We start from the raw sequence: 19,631 nt of genomic DNA, 5'->3' as shown, positions 1-19,631 counted from the left end.
TGGCGTATTCTAATTTTCGGGTGCAAAGTTATATAAAAATACTAGAAGGTCAATTCGCCATAATTTTGATAAACTTGATGGTTATGAACCCCATTGTAGATGTTTAAATAGTTGTTTCTAGAAAGAATGTAAATTAGTACCCGTTACTAGTCTTTGACTACAATTATACGTGCAACTTAGAATAATCAGTTTTAGAATTATAGATAATGACTTAATGAATAGTTCTATGCTTATTGTCTCCCTTCCTTATGAACCTATCCTTTTTGGTGTCAAATTGAATATGCATCTTATTCTTGAATACCTAGCATTTTTTATTGGATTTAGGTATTACGTTTTCTTACGTAAAAAAAGTACCGATGTAATTTCTTCTAATAATCGCCTATCAATTATAATAGGTGCTGTTTTTGGGGCTTTGCTTCTTTCTAGAATCGTTGCCTTTTTTGAAAACCCTATAGCTCACGTGAATGAGGATTGGATCTTTAATCTCAACAACAAAACCATAATGGGCGGACTCTTTGGTGGGTTGCTAGGGGTAGAGCTTGCCAAAAAATTAATTGGTGAAAAACATTCTTCTGGAGACCTTTTTACGTTACCTATAATTCTTGGTATTTCCATTGGTCGCTTAGGCTGTTTTCTAGCTGGCATAAAAGAGTTTACCTATGGCAAAGAAACTTCTATTTTCATGGGCATGGATTTAGGTGATGGAATTACCAGGCACCCAATAGCACTTTATGAAGTGGTATTTCTAATGCTACTTTTTATAATCATTAAAAAGTTCCAAAAATCATCTACTTCTTTTGTAAATGGTGATTACTTTAAACTTTTTATGGTCAGTTATTTCTCATTACGTTTCTATATAGAATTTCTAAAACCAAATAGTTTTTATGTGCTAGGTCTCAGCAGCATTCAATTATTATGTTTAATTTGTTTGGTTTACTACTATAAATTCATCTTTGAGGGAATATCTTATGTCCGAAAAAAACTATACGTATTATGATTTTACACTAAGCCTTTGCCCAGAATGTCTTAGAAGGGTGGATGCTAAAATCGTTTTTGAAAACGAGAAGGTGTATATGCTTAAAAACTGCAAAGAACATGGTAGGTCTAAAGTTTTAATTGCTGACGATAATGAATATTATAAGAACATAAGAAACTATAACAAAGCTTCTGAGTACCCAAAAACCTTTAATACAGAAACACACTATGGTTGTCCTTACGATTGCGGGCTGTGCCCTAATCACGAGCAACATTCTTGTTTAACCGTAATTGAACTTACAGACCGCTGCAACCTTACATGCCCAACATGATATGCAGGATCTTCGCCCACTTATGGCAGACACAGAACCTTAGAGGAATTTAAAAAGATGCTCGATGTCATCGTAAAAAATGAAGGTGAGCCAGATGTGGTTCAACTTAGTGGTGGAGAGCCAACAATTCACCCAAAGTTTTTTGAAATACTTGATTATGCAAAATCACTTCCTATTCGGCATTTGATGTTAAATACGAACGGAATTAAAATTGCAAAGGATTTTGAATTCGCAAAACGATTAGCCACCTACGCACCAGATTTTGAAGTGTATTTACAGTTTGATTCATTGGATAACAAAGTTCTGCGAACTTTGAGAGGCGCAGACCTTGCGGATGTTCGTTTACAAGCCCTTGAACATCTTAACAAATTAAATCTTTCTACCACTCTTGTAATTGTTATACAAAAAGGTCTCAACGACCATGAAATGGGTAGCACTATTGACTTTGCCTTAAAACAGAAATGTGTACGTGGTGTTACTTTTCAACCCACTCAAATAGCTGGGCGATTAGAGAATTTTGAAGTGGATGAAAACCGAATTACCTTAACAGAAGTGCGTAGAAAGATACTAGAGCAATCTCCCATTTTTGAATCTGATGATTTAATACCCGTGCCTTGTAACCCTGATGCTTTGGTGATGGCTTATGCCTTAAAACTGGGAGATGAAGTGAATCCGTTAACGCGTTTTATAAATCCTGAAGACTTATTGAACGAAGGAAAAAACACTATTATCTATGAGCAAGACGAGCAGTTGCATGGTAAAATGATTGAGTTGTTCAGTACTGGAAATTCTGTTGAAAAAGCTTCTGAAAACCTAAAGAGTATTATGTGCTGCTTACCAGAAATTGATGCGCCTGAGCTCGGGTATGACAACTTGTTTCGCATCATTATCATGCAATTTATAGATGCTCATAACTTTGATGTACGTGCTATAAAGAAATCGTGTGTGCACATTGTAAATAAAGACTATAAAATTATTCCGTTCGAGACTATGAACCTCTTTTACCGAGATGATAAAATTGAACGATTAAAGGAACTACAAAACGAAATGCTATGATTTTAGAAGTTGGTAATCTTGATGGTCTTGCTACATTTTTGTTTCTAATCATGTTCGGTCCCGCAATATTGTTCATCATAATCGGGGCGATTTTGTTTTATTATAAAAAGAAAAAAGCGGGTAAGGTCTTTATGATATTAGCAGGCGTGTATTGCCTAATAAGCCTTGGTATATGCGGTGCTATGCTATCGTAGAAAATGTTATAATCGCTTATTTTCGTCTGTATTCTTACTTTTAGAATTATCGCGAATTTTAGTGTTCCCGAACTTATATCTAAAACCGAATACAAATAATCGACTTTCAAGCCTAGTACTTGTAGTGTTATTTTGGTCAAGATAGTTTCTTGTAGAAAAGGTATTTCCGTTATTAAATATATCTTCTACTCCTATTGAAACACTAGCATCTTTATTCCAAAAAGTCTTTCTAAAATTTATATCTAATTTACTATAGGCTCTATTACTAGCATTACCTCTAACGTACGGAGAAATATAGTTAAAAGCTAGATCTGCATAGAGCGATTCATCTTTTAAAAGGGTAAAATAGTTATTCGCTCTTACATATGTTGTCCAAATAGAATTATCAATAATAGCATCTGTTGCTACATCATTAAACTTATTTTGATTATAATATTGGCTCACCAAAAAATAAAAGTACCAGTATGACGTAAGATATTTAGACACACTTACATCTGCACCAAAATTATAATTGGTTTCTAAATTTAGATATTGTGCTTTAAGGATATTGGTATCATTATCTTGAATAAATTGTTGTACCTGTTCGTCTGATTTTATACTGGTAAATAAGGCAAACTTAAAGTCTTTGTCGTACACATAATCAACTTCTACGTATGTGCGGTAAGCTGGTTTTAAATTAGGGTTTCCCTCAAAGATAGAATTTGCGGATAGATAATATTGAAAAGGGTTAATACTGCTATATCTGGCCCGGGTAATTCGCCTGTAGTATTTTACCATGAAAGCATTTTTCTCTTTCGTATAAGACATTGACAGGTTTGGGAATAAATCAAAATAAGAAGTCGTGTTCGTCAACGTTAAAACATCTAAATCTCCCTTTGTATCTGTATATTCTGCTCTAAGACCTACATTTAACTTCCATTTTTCCCAACTGTTGCTAAGACTGACATACCCTGCATAAATTTGTTCGTCGTAATTGAAAATACCAGATTCCGTAGGGTCGATACCTTCAAAGGTATCATCGAAGCCTGACTGTAATATACTTACTTCCGAGTTTATATTGGCAAACCTTAAACCGGTTTCCATAGTAGAATGCTCTGATAATGGTAAGGTAAGGTCTGTTTGGGCACTGAAAAGATTAATGATTTGGTCTGATCCTACATTTAAAGTATTCTCAGAAGTATTCTCTGTAAAACCCTCTACAATATCATTATTTAATTCTTGACTATCTTTAGAATCATAATATGTAAAATGTGCATTTGTTGCTATTTCTGCTCCCTTATCATTCAGCTTATGAATCCAATCTAAATAATTTGACGAATTGAATTTGTCTGAATTCAGAATATTAAGTCCGTCTAAACGCGCTGAGAAATCTCCCGTGGTGTTTTCTATATCGGTTATTGATGAGAATTTTGTTCCTCCGTTAGGTGAAAAGCTAGATGTTGAAGACAGGCTAACTGCATTTTTATCGTCTAATTGAACATCTAGGAAAAGGTTTAGATTATGACTTTTTTTATTGCTTAAAGATTTCTGTTCGGCTGTCCAAACTTCACTTTCTTGTCCGTTTTCAAAATATGTGGTAATGTCAGAATATCTGGTCCAATCTCTATCATGACTAAAGCTGTAATTGGTAGAAAAATCTATCTTTTTACCTTTAAAAAAGTGATCCATCCCCAAGGTATGTTTTGGTAGCACCCCCTGTGTATATCTATTAAAAACGGCGCCATTATACCCGGCAACCAAGTTTTTCTTCATTTTAATGTCTATTAACAAGCCGCCCTCTGCACTGTATTTTGCAGGCGGACTCGTAATGACCTCAATAGATTCTACGTTGCTTGCAGAACTGCCCGTAAGTAGATTAATTATATCATCTTCCGGCAGATTAACTCGTTTACCATTGATCATTATATTCACATTCGAGCTACCGTTAACCAACAATTTGTTATTCATGACCATGACACCTGGCGTACGTTTTAGAACACTCCAAATATCATTATCAGAAAGGGCGGTATTTTCAATATTAAATACATGACGGTCTGCCATATGTTCTAGTACCGGTTTCTTTTGTGTAACCACCACCTCATCTAATTGCTGTGCACTGTTTAAAACAAGGGTTTCAATTTCTGTATCATTAGATAATTGAATTGACTGACTTTCTACCGTGTTCTCAATGTAGCTAGCAATAATCTGATATGTACCTTCTTTTATAGCCGAAAACTGATAGAAACCGTTATCATTGGTTACCGTGCCTTTTATAAAATCACCATCTTGAGTTAATAAAAGAACATTTACTAATACCATCGGCTTTTTGTCTTCATCTAAGACTAAACCTGTAATTTCAAATTCTTGCGAATGGACAAGAGAAACTATCAGGCTAAAAAGCAATGTGGTAAAGAAATTTCTAATCATTTAATTGATTGTAGGAATTAAATATAGGAAAGGTAATCGGAAATATCTGACAGAAATGTTAATTATTTTAACAAGAAAAAATATTGACTTCTAAGTAGTAGGCCTTAATTAATTATTTAACCGCTCACGCTCGCTTTTTTCTATATCACGTTGGTTATCTTCTAATCGGAAATTTCCGAAATTATAAGTAAAACCAAACTTCACATATTGCGTTTCTGGTGCAGACAAATAGCGATTGTCTTGATTTAAGTATTTAGAAGAAACATATGCATTGTACTTGCCTAAAAGATCGTTAGCACTTACACTAACTACGGCCCTGTTCTTCATAAACGACTTTCTGAGCCCCAATGTTAAATTGGTAGATTGTTCTTGAATATAAGACCCCTGTAAATAGCCTGACATATAAACAAAGCCTAATTCTCCTTTAAATGTACCGTCGCCAGAAAGGGTAATATAATTTGTAAGGTCGATATATGCCCCGTTGTATTCATTTTTAAAGGAATAAGCATCACTTTGTAAGGCGATGAATGTTTCATCTTCATGAAAAAGAGAAATGTAACTGTACAGATACCAATTATTACTAATGGACTTGCCATACGTAAAATCAAAACCAAAAGAAGTGCTTTCCATCACATTCTGAGTTATATCCCTTAATATTAAATTATCATTGTCTTGAAATGTTAGTGTTGATATATACCTGCCATTATCCCGATAATAAAAATCAAAAAAGTATTCTTGATTAAGGGTGTAGTTTAAATTAAAATTATGACTGAAGCTGGGCATAAGGTTTGGGTTGCCTTCTTCAAAGGTTCTTTCATTGATGTATGTTCTAAATGGATTCAAGTCTTCATATCTAGGCCGTTGTAGCTTTCTTGAATAATCAAAAGATAAGCTATGGTGCTCATTTATGTTATGAAGTAAATATAAGGATGGGAACAATTCAAAATAGCTAAGGTCGTTGATGCTAGAAATGTTTACAGAATTCCCTGAACTTTCTGTATTTTCTCCTCGTAAACCTGTTTTTAAACTCCATTTTTCCCAATCTTTTGAAAAACTAAAATATGCGGCATAAACACTTTCATCATAAGAATAATCGTCAGATAAATTTGAAATAAATTCTGAACCATTATTTCTAAGAAAATAATCCAATTTACTTTCAGAATTTATATATGACCCTTTAATTCCTGTTTCAAAAAAGACACTTCCAAAATTATCGTTATAGTCTAATTGAGCGGTTTTAATTTCGATTTGCTGATCCGCATTAGTTGAGAAATTGAAATCTCGAATAAATGAACCGTTTGGTAGAAAATAATTAGAATTCACATCTTGCGACCTATCTAGGTCGAAATATGTGTAATGTGCATTTACATTAAGATTTCCATTTTTCTTAAAACTATGCTTGTAGGTAAGGTCGCCAGATATATTATTCTTTGTTTCGTTTAGATAACTACCTGTTGTAAATGTTGAATCCAATACTCCAGCACCATTCTTTATAGTGGTGTTTTGATTAAATTCAGATTCCCTTTTAGGTTGCAGTTGTGCATTTGTAGTCAGGCTAAGGGTATTCTTATTATCTAAATCATAATCTATCACAAGGCCTGCGCTATGTGTATTACTACGAATGACTTGGTCAAAATCAGTATCCCATACAGAAAAGACGCCAGTATTATTGATGTAATTTGTATTATTCAATGTATTCTTGAATTCCTTTTTTGGCGCATAATTATAACTAGCATTCACATTAAGTTTATCGGTCTTGTAAAAATGAGAGGTGCCAAAATTATATTTTGGGAATACCCCTTGGGTATATCCTGCGCTTATATTTCCTTTATAGCCAAGAGATACATTTTTACTCGTAATAATATTTAAAATTGATCCGCCTTCTGCATCATAACTAGCTGGGGGATTATAAATAACCTCAACCGATTTTATATTCTCCCCCTGATAATTCTCTAAAAGACTTCTAACCTCTTCTGATGACAATTGTACTTTGCGGTTGTTAATATATACGGTAGTAGCTTGGTTTCGCACTTGTAATTCATCATTCGTTACAATTACCCCTGGTGTCTGACGTAAAATATCCCATGAACTATTTTGCGAAATCACGGTGTTCTCAACATTAAATACGATACGGTCTACCTTTCGTTCTACTACAGGTCTGTTACCAGTTACGGTAACCTCAATAAGTTCCTCTGCCTGCTGTTCTATAATCACAGCGCCAATTTTTGTGTCTTTGATTATCTCCAATGCTAGATTATCTGACATTTGCCCTACGTAAGATGCTTTTAAAAAATAAAGTCCTTCAGTGATATTAGAAATAGAAAAAGTCCCATTCTCGTCTGCAGAAGTTCCTTTAACCAAAATAGAATCAGTTATCGTTAGAAGAAAAACAGAAGCAAAGGCAACAGGTTCTTGAAATTGATCTTTAACCTCACCTTTCAATTCATAGGTTTGACTAAAAGCACAATCAGAAATACCAATGGTGAAGATTAAAATAGCAAATAATAGTCTCAATAGTAGTTTGGGTTGATTATCAAATCTAATTAAAAATATGTTGTAATTCTTTACAAACTATGTAATCCAATGAAAACGTGACAAGAATAAATTGGCGATTACACCCAAGCTTAGCGCTATAAATTAGATTATATTTGCAATTGCTCTTTAGTGCCGAGTATTATTCTTGGTTTAATTTAGCATTATTTTTACTGCTGCCGCTATGAAAAACATTAGAAATTTCTGTATAATCGCCCATATTGACCATGGTAAAAGCACCTTGGCCGATCGTCTTTTGGAATTTACGGGATCTGTTACAGACCGTGAAAAGAAAGAGCAATTATTAGATAGTATGGATCTTGAGAGAGAGCGTGGTATCACTATTAAGAGCCATGCCATACAAATGGAGTATACCTACAAAGGCGAGCAGTATATTTTAAACTTAATAGACACACCTGGTCACGTAGATTTCTCTTATGAGGTTTCTCGTTCTATTGCAGCGTGTGAAGGTGCCCTTTTGGTTGTAGATGCGGCACAAAGCATTCAAGCACAGACTATTTCAAACCTATATTTAGCCTTAGAGAATGATCTTGAAATCATTCCTGTTTTAAATAAAGTGGATTTACCAAGTGCAAGTCCAGAAGAAGTTACTGACGATATTGTTGATCTATTGGGCTGTAAAGCAGAAGATGTTATACCGGCAAGTGCGAAAACAGGTCTTGGAATCGAAGAAATATTAAGTGCAATTATTGAGCGGGTTCCTGCACCAAAAGGAAACCCAGATGAAGCTTTACAAGCACTTGTTTTTGATTCTGTTTATAATCCTTTTAGAGGGGTTGAAACCTACTTTAGAGTGATGAACGGCTCTATTAAAAAAGGTCAGAAGATAAAATTCGTTGCTACCGATAAAAGTTACTTTGCCGATGAGGTGGGAACTTTAAAATTGACACAACAACCTAAAAAAGAGATAAAGGCAGGGGATGTAGGATATTTGATTACCGGTATAAAAGATGCACGCGAAGTGAAGGTCGGTGATACAATTACCGATTCTGCCAACCCAACTACAAACCCTATTGCAGGATTTGAAGATGTAAAACCTATGGTTTTTGCTGGAATATACCCGGTTGATACCGAAGATTTTGAAGAGTTGAGGTCTTCTATGGAAAAATTACAATTGAACGATGCCTCTTTAGTCTTTGCTGCAGAAAGTAGTGCTGCACTTGGCTTCGGATTTCGTTGCGGGTTCTTGGGAATGCTGCATATGGAAATTATACAGGAACGCTTGGAACGCGAATTTGATATGACCGTAATTACTACGGTACCCAATGTTAGCTATCACGCCTTTACTCGCAAAGACCCACAAGTTCCGATGATTGTGAACAATCCGACCGATTTGCCTGATCCATCAACAATTGATCGCGTTGAGGAACCCTATATAAAAGCAACCATTATCACTAAAGCTGATTTTGTTGGTAATGTTATGTCTCTTTGTATTGAAAAAAGAGGGCAGATTACCAATCAAACCTATTTAACTACTGAACGTGTAGAACTCAACTTTGATATGCCTTTGGCTGAAATTGTATTTGATTTCTACGATCGTTTAAAAACAGTATCTAAAGGATATGCTTCTTTTGATTACACACCTATAGGAATGCGAGAATCGAAATTGGTTCGTGTAGATATCTTATTGAACGCACAGACTGTAGATGCGCTTTCCGCATTAATACATGCCGACAGCGCTACTACTATCGGTAAAAAAATGTGTGAGAAGCTTAAAGAACTTATACCAAGACAACAATTCGATATTCCTATTCAAGCAGCTATCGGTTCTAAAATTATTTCTAGAGAAACCATTAAGGCATTACGTAAAGATGTTACGGCTAAATGTTACGGTGGTGATATCTCTCGTAAAAGAAAACTTTTAGAAAAACAGAAAAAAGGTAAAAAACGTATGCGTCAAGTTGGTAATGTAGAAATACCACAAGAAGCATTTATGGCTGTTCTTAAATTGAACGATTAAGCGATTTCCTTTTTAACCTCTTTTTCTTGATCTTCCGAAGGAAACATCTTACCTAAATATACAAGTTTGAATCCCTCCTGTATGTCGGTGAAATCTTTGCTAAAAGCTGTAATTATTTGAATATCCCCTTCAGGATCTTTAAGAAATAAAGGAACAATATCGGCATCGGCCTTAGTGATTTCTATTAACCCTTCGTAATGTTCTGTATCATGAAGTTCAATTTCATGGATTGATGGATATTTTCTGGCGGCTTCGGTCAGTTTAATAAAGTCATCTGTATGGGAAAATAAGCCCTCTTTCGGGTTGTTTTCTGGGTCTGCCATTTCATCGGCATCCACCAACCTAAAAGAACCATTTTCACCAAAGATATCCTGAAACTTGTTAATCGCGTATTTATTGATATCTGAGTTGCCAGTCAACGCCATTAAATAACCTATGTCATTAAGTTCAATATTATCTATTAAACTATCAGAATAAACATTGGCAGAAATAGCTTCCAACCCTAATTTATTGGCCTTATCAATGTTCGATTGATTATTATCTATCAATACTACATGCCTGTCATGTTGATGTAAATATGTGCCGATTAATCTTGAAGCTTTAGAAGCGCCCAAAATCAATATGCCTTCCGATTTATTCAGAAATACACCAATTAACTTTGCAAATAATCGCGCAGTTGTGGCGTTCAAAAGAACCGTGCCCAAAACAATCATAAACACTAAAGGTGTAATGTACTCTGCACCCGGTTCTCCTCTCGATAATAGTTTTGAGCCAAAAAGCGACGCTATACCAGCTGCAACAATACCTCTAGGGCCTACCCAACTAATAAAAAGTTTTTCGTTAAGCTTTAAATTGGAACCAATTGAACTAAGAAAAACGCCAAGAGGTCTGATCAATAATACAATGGACAAGAATAAAACAATCGTTTTCCAAGTATATATTAATTCTAGATCCGCAATATTGATGTTGGCTGCCAGCAAAATGAACAAAATAGAAATTAGAAGAATACTTAATGATTCTTTAAAGTAAAGCAACTCCTTTATATTGGGCAAATTGGTGTTTCCCATGACCATTCCCATGACCACAACGGCCAATAAACCCGATTCATGAGCAAATACATCAGACATTACGAACACGCCTAATACCACAGAAAGTGTAACAACATTCAACAAATAATGTGGAATAAAGTTCTTCTTAATTAGAAAAGTAAGGGCATGAGCAAAGGTGAAGCCAAAAGTGAAGCCAAATAATAAGATTTTACCGAACTCTATTAATGCCGTCATTGTATATGCCTGTCCCTCTCCTACGCTAATAAACTCATACACCAAAACAGCTGCCAAAGCACCTATGGGGTCAATAAGAATACCCTCCCATTTCAAAATTGCAGACACATCTTTTTTAAGCGGAATATTTCTTAAAATCGGAGTAATTACTGTTGGGCCAGTTACAATAATTAACGCGGAGAATAAAAAACAAAGTTGCCATGAAAGACCAAATAGAAAATATGCAGCTAATGCCGCTCCAAAAAATGTAGTAACACTTCCTAATGTTATTAATTTTGTGATTACGGGCCCAATACTACTTATTTCTGAGCGCTTCAGAGTTAGTCCGCCTTCAAATAATATAATACTGATAGCAAGAGAAACAAAGTAATACAGACTTTCTCCCGGAAAAAGTCCTTTATCCCCATTCCATATAGGTTCTATTATCTTGGAACCATCGGCTGTATATAGAGTAGAAAATGGCCCCACCAATAAACCAATAAGAATTAAAGGTAATATCGCGGGTAATTTTAAACGCCATGCCACCCATTGAGCAAGTATTCCTAAAATAATGATTCCAGCAAGCTCTAGCATATTATTTATTTTGGATAAAAATAACAATTTAAGCGTATTAATTACGATAAAAACAGCACCTAAACCATGCATTTTTAAGTACCCAAATTGGAAAGCTTGTTTTGCTTCTTATAATTAAGCCCTATCTTGGAACACACAAACCATTAATCAAAAACCTATCAAGTTATATTCATCGATTTTATTCGGCTTTGCCTTTTCACCTTCCTTAAAGGTGAATATCATAGAATCTACTCGTATTGCCCATTATCTGAATTGCAAATTAACCTTATTACATGTAGGTAAAAACACTCCAGAAAAATCAGATGAAATCAATGCAATAATTTCAAAATCTGAACATTCTGATCTTACTATTGATGTGATTTGGAAAGAAGGCAACCCTGAATCGGTTATTGCAGAAGCATGTTTAGATTTAAAAATCGACCTGTTAATTTTAGGCGCTCTACAGCGAGAGAAAAAATTTCAGTTTTATGTAGGATCGATTGCCAGAAAGTTAACGCGTAAAGTAAATTGTTCTGTTCTCTTATTAATTAAACCTTCAGAAAAAAGAATACCCTGTAAGCATGTAGTTGTTAATGGGCTCAATGCTCCAGAAACGCCAATGGCCATACAGCATGCCTTTTATTTTTCTAGTTTGCTTGGGGCTCAGCAAATCACCATAGTCGAAGAAATTTTACCAAAAGAAATACGCGTAACCGTTGAAGATGATCGCTCTTTAAAAAAAGCGAATATTATTAAACAACGATTACGACACAGAGAAGAATCGAGGGTCAACAACATAGTTTGCGCTCTACCTAAAAATATTACCCAAAACATTAAAGTAAAAACACAAAGTATATTCGGAAAGAGAGGTTATTCAATTGGGCATTATGCCGAAGTAGTAAGAGCTGATCTTTTAGTTATGAATGCGCCAATAAAAACAGGTATTTGGGACCGAATTTTTCCGCATGATATTGAATATATTTTATCTGATTTACCAACCGATTTATTAATAGTTAGAAAATAGATTTGACCGGCAAAAAAAAGAAAACCTCTACGTTCATTGGTTCACTTCCCAAGAATTTATTTTCTGGTTTTGTGGTGTCTTTAATTGCACTGCCCTTAGGGCTAGGGCTGGCATTGGCAAGTGAGGCACCTCCAATATCCGGCATTATTGCAGCTGTAGTTGGCGGGGTAGTAGTTTCCCTCTTAGGCGGCTCTAACGTAACCATAACCGGACCTGGTAATGGTTTAGTAATCGTACTATTAGGTGCTATCACCACTTTGGGCGGTGGAGACCTATATGCCGGATACCTATTTACGTTGGCCGCTATTGTCTTTTCTGGTATACTGATGCTAATTCTTGGGTTTCTGAAAATGGGAAGACTTGCAGATTTCTTTCCGGCATCTGCAATTGAGGGTATGTTGGCCGCTATAGGCTTAGGTATACTTGCCAAGCAGTTTCATATCATGATTGGCCATAACAATGAACATGGTAGTATAATTCAATTATTATTACAAATACCCGAAGGCATCATTGATCTTTATAATGACTATCATTTAGAACAGCTTATTGCTGCTATTATCGGTTTAATTGCGCTCATTATTATGGCCAATTACTCTAAAATAAGGAATAAGTACTTACACCTCATTCCTGCGCCCATGTGGATTTTAATTTTATCGGTAAGCTTTAGTTATGTTTTTGTTTCGCTGAATTTACCATATCCCCTAGAAGGAGAGTTTTTAGTGAGTATTCCTAATAATGTACTCTCGAATTTAGCTTTTCCTGATTTTTCAAAAGCAATGGAGATAGATTTTATTATGACGGTTTTGGCAATTACACTAATTGCCAGTATAGAATCATTATTAAGTATTAAAGCGGTAGACAAACTTGATACCGAACGAAGAAGGTCTAATGTAAACAAAGACCTTAAGGCTCTTGGCTTAGCCACATCAATTAGTGGGTTGGTTGGTGGTTTGAATGTGGTAACGGTTATCGCAAGAAGTTCTGTTAATGTAAACAACGGTGCAACCAATAGGTCCGCTAATTTTTTCCACGCCCTTTTTCTAGTCATATTTGTACTTCTTTTTCAAGACCAATTAAGGCGTATACCCTTAGCAGCTTTAGCTGCAATTCTTGTGTATACCGGTTATAAGCTCGCAACACCAAAAAACATTTCGAAAATAGCCCGAATTGGAAAAGAACAGATTCTTATCTTTTTCGCAACACTTTTAACCACTTTATTTACAAATCTTATAACAGGTATTGCCATGGGAATTTTGGTAACCTTTATAATTCACGTGGTGTTAAACAGAAGCATATCCTTATTCATTAATCACTTGGCAAAACCAAATATTTTAATGTTTAAAGAAAAAGACGGAGGCAATTATTATATCAGTGTAAAGTACTTCTTAAGTTTCCTAAACTTTTATAGGCTAAAGAATAAACTCGATATCATACCTGAAAATGAGAATGTAATCTTAGATTTCTCTCTATGTAGTTTTGTAGACCATACCGTAATGGAAGGTTTAGAAAACTATATTGACACCTTTACCAAGAAAGATGGTAGTATCGAAATCATAGGGCTTGATAAGCATGGTACAGATTCAAAACATCCTTTTGCTATTCGTAAATTGATGCCATTGAACAAGCTTGGTCCTATAGAAAGATATTTTACCAAAAGACAAGGGCTTTTAAAAAAAATGTCCAAAGAATACAAATGGTCATACAACCCTAAACGGTCTAGTGAAACTAAATTTTTACAGAAATTTATTTTCTTTAGAACAAGAAAAGTTCCTTTCTTCTACAACAGCTTTTATGATAAAACAAAAACATTTCATTTGTTTGATATAGAGTTTAATGAGGGTGAATTTATTGCAAGAGAAGTGGTTAAAACTACTATTTTACACATAAAATTAGAACAACCAATACCGGTGTTCACCTTAGATAAAGAGGGTCTTTTGGATTTCATTTATGGGATGGCAGGTTTTAAGGACATTGACATAGAAAATCACCCCGATTTTAATAAACGATTTTACCTAAGTGGCCCAGATAGAGATGATATTCAAGATTTGTTTACCGATGAGCTCATACTTTTCTTAGAAAGCAATCCATATTATCATATTGAAAGCAACGGAAAATCTATTATGATCTTGAAAAAAGAACGCCTTTTAAGTGTTAAGGAAATTAAGGCGATGCTATATTTTGGTAAACAACTTAATATTTTGCTCACACAAAGTATTTCTGTTTAAACTTCTTCATAAAAGCTAGCAAGTGTTTTGATAACTATTGCTATATAGACAACAATTGTATTAGTACATAATTGCGACAGTTAATCTCATGATTTTTAAAAACCTACTGGTATAACTTTCTAATATACAGATAACAAGTGTTTTTCTTACACTAAGATTACGCCTTACAAAATATGAGGAAAATACCTAATTTTACAAATGCTTTTTTAACTTAGCTTAAAGTTCACGAAAACTCAAATATTTGGCGATTGTGTTCAAACTAAAATAAGATTATTGAAATTCTTTATTTACAATATCCTTAAATAAAAGCTTATTATTCGTTTTCCAATTTGATTATTTATAGGTTAGCCATATTGTTAAACATTAAACTTGAAGAAAGAATACGTTGAAATTCTAAACCTAGTAATACATCTAAATTAATAAGAACTTTAAAATGCTTGAAACTCAACAGCATTCTGTTTTCAAAAAACCATTTCTATATGGTTTTTTGGTGTTTTTAATGGTTTTGTTAATTACACAAACCATAACCAATCAAAGATTTAAACTACAGAAGCAAACAGAACAACAAGGAGTAAATGAAAGGGCTTTAAAACTAAAGGAAGATTTATAGAACGTCCTTAGCCAAAGTTTCACTACCACTCAAACTTTAGCTTTTATAATCGAAAACTATGGTATTCCCGATAACTTTGATAGTGTAGCGCAATTACTCCTTAATGTTAATGATAAGATTGATGTACTTGAACTTGTGAACCACGAAGGGGTAATCACCCATGTTTACCCATTAGAAAATAACGAAGTTTTGGGTTTGAATATATTGCAAGATTCTATTGGAAAAGATGGCGCGCTAATTACACTCGAAAGAAAGAAGTATTTCACGGCTGGACCAATTTACCTAAATCAAGGAGGTACGGGCTTTGTAGGCAGAAGACCGTTATACAATGAAAATGGTTTTAATGGTTTTGTGGCTTCAGTAATTAATTTGTCTACTGTTATAAGTGCGGTAAAGTTAGATTCATTGGGCGATACTCATTTCTCTTACCAACTAGCCAAAATTAATGATGATCAAACAGAAGAAGTGTTTTTTAGTTCTAAAAATATATCAAAAGAAGAGGCTATCAATGTACCCATTACCACAAGCCAAGGAGAATGGAAGCTTCGTATTATTTCAAATAAAACAACTTCTTATTCTACAATAATTATCTTTTCTATATTAGGATTTTTACTCTCAGTCGTTTGCGGAATTCTCGTTTGGTTTCTTGTTCGTCAACCTTTTAGATTAAATCAATTGGTTGAAGAAAAAACAACTTTGCTACAAGAAAGTAGAGAAAAGTATCGCTTGCTGATTGAACAAGCTTCTGACGGAATTTTTCTAACTGATTTTAGTGGCAATGTTTTAGATAGTAACCCCTATGGAATTAATATGTTTGGGTATGCAAAAGATGAGTTTTTATCAAAAAATATAAATGAACTTACAACGGCAGCTGATTTAGACAAATATCCCTTACGATATGATACACTTGAGGAAGGACAATCAGTGCTTTCTGAGCGTAAACTAATTAAAAAGGACGGCACTACCTTTTATGGAGAAGTAAGTTCTAAAAAATTAAATGATACAACAATATTAGGAATTGTAAGAGATACCACAACAAGAAAAGAATTAGAACTCACCGCCCAAGATAATTTAAAAAAATTCAGCAAAGCCTTTAATAATGGTTTTGTCGGTATGGCTATTAAAGACTGTGATAAACGTTTTGTTGACGCCAATGATTATTTTCTCGAATTAATAGGATATACCCTTAAAGAAATAAAAGGAAAAACCATTCCAGAATTAGGCCTTTTAGATATGGAAGAGGCCTTAAAAAATAACCCTGATATAAGCGTATTTGCTTCTTCAAAAAGAGTTGGTAAAATAGAAATAGAGTTTAAATCAAAAAAAGGTGAAATATTACATTTGATAACCTCTATGGAGCCCTATGAGTACCAAGACAAAAAATACAGCTTAAGCACTTATATAAACCAAACAGACAGGAAAAATGCCGACCTCGAAATTAGACGTAGTGAAAAAAAATATAGACAATTAACCGAGCGTATTTCAGATGCCTATATCGCCTTTGACAAAAACTGGAATTTTATTTACATAAATGCTAAAGCCGCAAGGGTTATTGATATAGAGGCTGCTGAAATGATGGGCAAAAATCTTTGGAAAGAATTTCCTGAATTCAAAAATTCAGAGGCCTATGCCATTTTTAACGGAGCCATGGAAACGCAAAAATTCACTCATTTTGAGCAATATCATGAACAGTTTGATGTTTGGATAGAAAATAAGCTATACCCCTCTATAGAAGGTATCACCATTTATTTTAGGGACGTAACCAAAAAGAGAAAAATAGATCAAGAAAACCAAAAATTAATTGCGATTATTGAAAATAGTCCAGGGTTTATAGGTTTAGCCGCATTAAACGGTCAGTCATTATATGTTAACGAGGCTGGTAAAAAATTAGTGGGTATTTCAGATAATCAAGATATCTCGAATATTTCAATTCTTGATTATTTTCCAAACGAATATCGAAATGTTGTTGAGAACAGTCACCTACCAAATGTTCTTGAAAATGGTTTATGGACCGGTCAAATTCCGTTTAGAAATTTTAAATCAAACTCAGAAATTCCTTTAGAGCTTTCAAGTTTTTTAATTCATGATAAAATTACAAATGACCCTATTGCGGTTGGCTGTATTGCTTTTGACCTAAGCGAACATAATAAAATTCAAAATGAAATCTTAGATCTTCAAGGTAAAATGAATGCCGCCATACGAATTGGTAAAATTGGTTATTGGGACTATGATATAATAACAGAAGTCGCCAATTGGTCTCCAAAATTGTACGAAATTTATAATGTTAAGCAAGACACCACTATTACCATTCCATTACTTGAAAGCCTAATTCATCCAGATGATGTGCATCTGCACCGTAAAGTTTTGAAAGAAACAATTGTAGAAAATGGCACACATTCTTATACATATAGAATATTAGACAAAAATGGCGCCATTAAATACTTGCATATAGAAATGGAAGCTGAATTTAATGTGGAGAATTTACCCATTAAATTAAGGGGAACAGTAATCGACATTACCAAACAAAAAGAAGCTGACAATGAAATAACAAAGCTGCAGTCAAAAATGGACGCAGCTATAAGAATTGGAAAGATTGGGTATTGGAGCTGGTACATAGAGAGTAATCTCGTAGAATGGTCTGACGAGATGTTTGAAATATATGGTATTCATGATAAGACAAGCATAACTCTAGAAGAAGTAATCGAATTTATACATCCTGATGATGCTAACGTTTTGGCTGAGGTTTTGAGTAGAAAACCAGAGGATGATCAAACCATACCAACCATTTATAAAATATGCCTTAAAGACACAACCGTTAAACATATACTAAGCTTTTCTGAAAATGTTTATAATGATGAAGGTAAACCCATACAACTGCATGGTACAGCTATGGATATTACTAAAAATATACTAGCAGAAGAAGCCTTGCGTGAAACCAAAGAAAAATTTGCCAAAGCCTTTGAGACCAATTTAATGGGCATGGTTATTCTAGATGACCAAAGAAGGGTAATTGAAGCCAACAAGACAGTCTACAATCTTTTAAGTACTACACGAGAAGCTTTAATAGGTAAAACTGTTTTAGAATCTGGAGTAATCACTATAGATGAGAAGGAACGTCTTAAAATTTGGGGGCAGTTTATAGAAAAAGGAAGGGTAATCAACCAGGAGTTTGTTGTACATCTAATAAACAGTGGTCAAACTAAATCTCTTTTGATTTCAATTGAATCTTTGCATTTTAATAATAAAGAAAGCTACTTGGTCAACTTAATTGACAACACGAAAAGAAAAGAAGCTGAAGAAGCATTGAAGTCTCAAAACATAGAGCTTAAAAAGACAAATTCTGAACTTGATAGTTTTGTGTATAGTGCTTCTCATGAGTTAAGAGCTCCTTTAGCCTCGGTTCTTGGACTCATACAATTAACCTTAATGGAAGAACGAGATCCACAATTAACACTTCATTTAAATATGATGGAAAAATCTATTGAAAGGTTAGATGATTTTATCAAAGACATCATTGAATATTCTCGAAATAAACATGTTGATGTTAAATTAGAAACCATAAATTTTACTAACTTATTAGAAAATTCCATAGAAAGTCTTTGGTATTTAGAGAACACGAATGAAATTAATATAGAAATAAACGTTATTGATAAAGTAGGTTTTGTTTCCGATAGCAAGAGAATTTCTATCATTTTAAATAATTTTATATCGAACGCCATTAAATATCATGATATAGAAAAGAAGGCGCCTTCTATTTGGTTGAATGTTACCACAACAAAGAAAGAGGCAATTATTACTATTAAAGACAATGGATTAGGGATAGAAGAAATAGAATTAGATAAAATATTTAATATGTTTTATAGAGTGTCTTCTAGAATAATGGGGTCTGGTATAGGTTTGTTCATCGTAAAAGAAGTGTTGACCAAGCTTAATGGAACCATTGAAGTAAAATCAAAATTGGGGGAAGGAACAATGTTTACTATAAAAATACCAAATGAATCAGGTAGAAAATAATATGACTAGGGATATAAATATACTTTTAATTGACGATTCGGATGTGGACAATTTTATTAATAAAGCCATAATTTCGAAAGAGGAACACATTTCACAAATTACGGTCATGACTTCTGGTTTTGATGCTTTGGTTTATTTAAACGACATTATTGTAAAAGAAGAGGCTTTTCCCGATGTAATATTCTTAGATATTAAAATGCCTAGAATGAACGGGTTTGAATTTTTAGATGAATACATGAAACTGCCAGAAGGCGTAAAAAATCATTGCAAAATATATATTCTAAGCTCCTCATTAGATTCTTCAGACTCTGAAAATGGACAAAAGTATTATGTGGTTAAAAAACACCTTACCAAGCCTTTAGCACACCATCAAATTAGTGAATTGCTTTTAGAGGATTAATTACACAACAAAGCTCAACTCAAAAATTATGTTTTTAGCCCATTAAT

The 19,631-nt window shown here is 34.0% G+C and carries 11 protein-coding genes and 1 pseudogene; 9 read left to right on the top strand and 3 right to left on the bottom strand.

The window, feature by feature from the left end; translation table 11 throughout:
- Positions 1-169: 169 nt before the first annotated feature.
- From AAC084_RS00900 to AAC084_RS00890, 3 genes and pseudogenes are all read left to right on the top strand, one after another.
- Entirely contained in the window at positions 170-997 is an 828-nt protein-coding gene (locus AAC084_RS00900) for a prolipoprotein diacylglyceryl transferase family protein (protein ID WP_339835627.1), read from the top strand.
- Positions 969-2,363: pseudogene (locus AAC084_RS00895) on the top strand (radical SAM protein). Before AAC084_RS00900 ends, AAC084_RS00895 begins: the two are co-directional and overlap by 29 nt.
- Positions 2,360-2,557, top strand: coding sequence for a hypothetical protein (locus AAC084_RS00890; protein ID WP_036150782.1), 198 nt, complete (start codon positions 2,360-2,362; stop codon positions 2,555-2,557). Before AAC084_RS00895 ends, AAC084_RS00890 begins: the two are co-directional and overlap by 4 nt.
- 6 nt (positions 2,558-2,563) lie before the next feature.
- On the opposite strand, the gene AAC084_RS00885 is transcribed toward AAC084_RS00890, so the two are convergent.
- Together AAC084_RS00885 and AAC084_RS00880 are read right to left on the bottom strand one after the other, a co-directional pair.
- The gene (locus AAC084_RS00885) at positions 2,564-4,963 is read right to left on the bottom strand and encodes an outer membrane beta-barrel family protein (protein ID WP_339835623.1); all 2,400 of its coding nucleotides are present in this window, start codon (positions 4,961-4,963) and stop codon (positions 2,564-2,566) included.
- 108 nt (positions 4,964-5,071) lie between these two features.
- A complete protein-coding gene (locus AAC084_RS00880) occupies positions 5,072-7,477 on the bottom strand; it encodes an outer membrane beta-barrel family protein (RefSeq protein ID WP_339835621.1) in 2,406 nt (801 codons plus the stop codon).
- A gap of 202 nt (positions 7,478-7,679) precedes the next feature.
- Between AAC084_RS00880 and lepA the strand changes: the two genes are divergently transcribed.
- Entirely contained in the window at positions 7,680-9,476 is a 1,797-nt protein-coding gene (lepA, locus tag AAC084_RS00875) for a translation elongation factor 4 (RefSeq protein WP_339835619.1), read from the top strand.
- On the opposite strand, the gene AAC084_RS00870 is transcribed toward lepA, so the two are convergent.
- Positions 9,473-11,332 carry a sodium:proton antiporter gene (locus AAC084_RS00870; RefSeq protein WP_339835617.1) on the bottom strand — a complete coding sequence of 620 codons (1,860 nt, stop codon included), beginning with the start codon at positions 11,330-11,332 and terminating at the stop codon, positions 9,473-9,475. The genes lepA and AAC084_RS00870 overlap by 4 nt on opposite strands.
- 211 nt (positions 11,333-11,543) lie before the next feature.
- Between AAC084_RS00870 and AAC084_RS00865 the strand changes: the two genes are divergently transcribed.
- From AAC084_RS00865 to AAC084_RS00845, 5 genes are all read left to right on the top strand, one after another.
- Entirely contained in the window at positions 11,544-12,335 is a 792-nt protein-coding gene (locus tag AAC084_RS00865) for a universal stress protein (protein ID WP_339835616.1), read from the top strand.
- 2 nt (positions 12,336-12,337) lie between these two features.
- Complete coding sequence (locus AAC084_RS00860) at positions 12,338-14,560, top strand: SulP family inorganic anion transporter (RefSeq protein ID WP_339835614.1); 2,223 nt, start codon at positions 12,338-12,340, stop codon at positions 14,558-14,560.
- Between the two features lie 433 nt (positions 14,561-14,993).
- On the top strand, positions 14,994-15,170 hold the full coding sequence (locus tag AAC084_RS00855; RefSeq protein WP_339835612.1) for a hypothetical protein: 177 nt from the start codon (positions 14,994-14,996) through the stop codon (positions 15,168-15,170).
- Positions 15,171-15,305: 135 nt separating this feature from the next.
- On the top strand, positions 15,306-19,184 hold the full coding sequence (locus tag AAC084_RS00850) for a PAS domain S-box protein (RefSeq protein WP_339835611.1): 3,879 nt from the start codon (positions 15,306-15,308) through the stop codon (positions 19,182-19,184).
- Complete coding sequence (locus tag AAC084_RS00845) at positions 19,165-19,584, top strand: response regulator (RefSeq protein WP_339835609.1); 420 nt, start codon at positions 19,165-19,167, stop codon at positions 19,582-19,584. The genes AAC084_RS00850 and AAC084_RS00845 overlap by 20 nt, the downstream gene beginning before the upstream one ends.
- Positions 19,585-19,631: the final 47 nt, after the last annotated feature.

Source organism: uncultured Maribacter sp. (genome assembly GCF_963977385.1).
GTDB lineage: Bacteria > Bacteroidota > Bacteroidia > Flavobacteriales > Flavobacteriaceae > Maribacter.
This window is presented reverse-complemented; position numbering and strand designations above follow the sequence as displayed.

What these genes read in the sequence shown, in the direction of transcription:
- AAC084_RS00890 (WP_036150782.1), top strand. Translation starts at nt 2,360, where the DNA reads ATGATTTTAGAAGTTGGTAATCTTGATGGTCTTGCTACATTTTTGTTT.
- AAC084_RS00885 (WP_339835623.1), bottom strand. Translation starts at nt 4,963, where the DNA reads ATGATTAGAAATTTCTTTACCACATTGCTTTTTAGCCTGATAGTTTCT.
- lepA (WP_339835619.1), top strand. Translation starts at nt 7,680, where the DNA reads ATGAAAAACATTAGAAATTTCTGTATAATCGCCCATATTGACCATGGT.
- AAC084_RS00870 (WP_339835617.1), bottom strand. Translation starts at nt 11,332, where the DNA reads ATGCTAGAGCTTGCTGGAATCATTATTTTAGGAATACTTGCTCAATGG.
- AAC084_RS00855 (WP_339835612.1), top strand. Translation starts at nt 14,994, where the DNA reads ATGCTTGAAACTCAACAGCATTCTGTTTTCAAAAAACCATTTCTATAT.
- AAC084_RS00845 (WP_339835609.1), top strand. Translation starts at nt 19,165, where the DNA reads ATGAATCAGGTAGAAAATAATATGACTAGGGATATAAATATACTTTTA.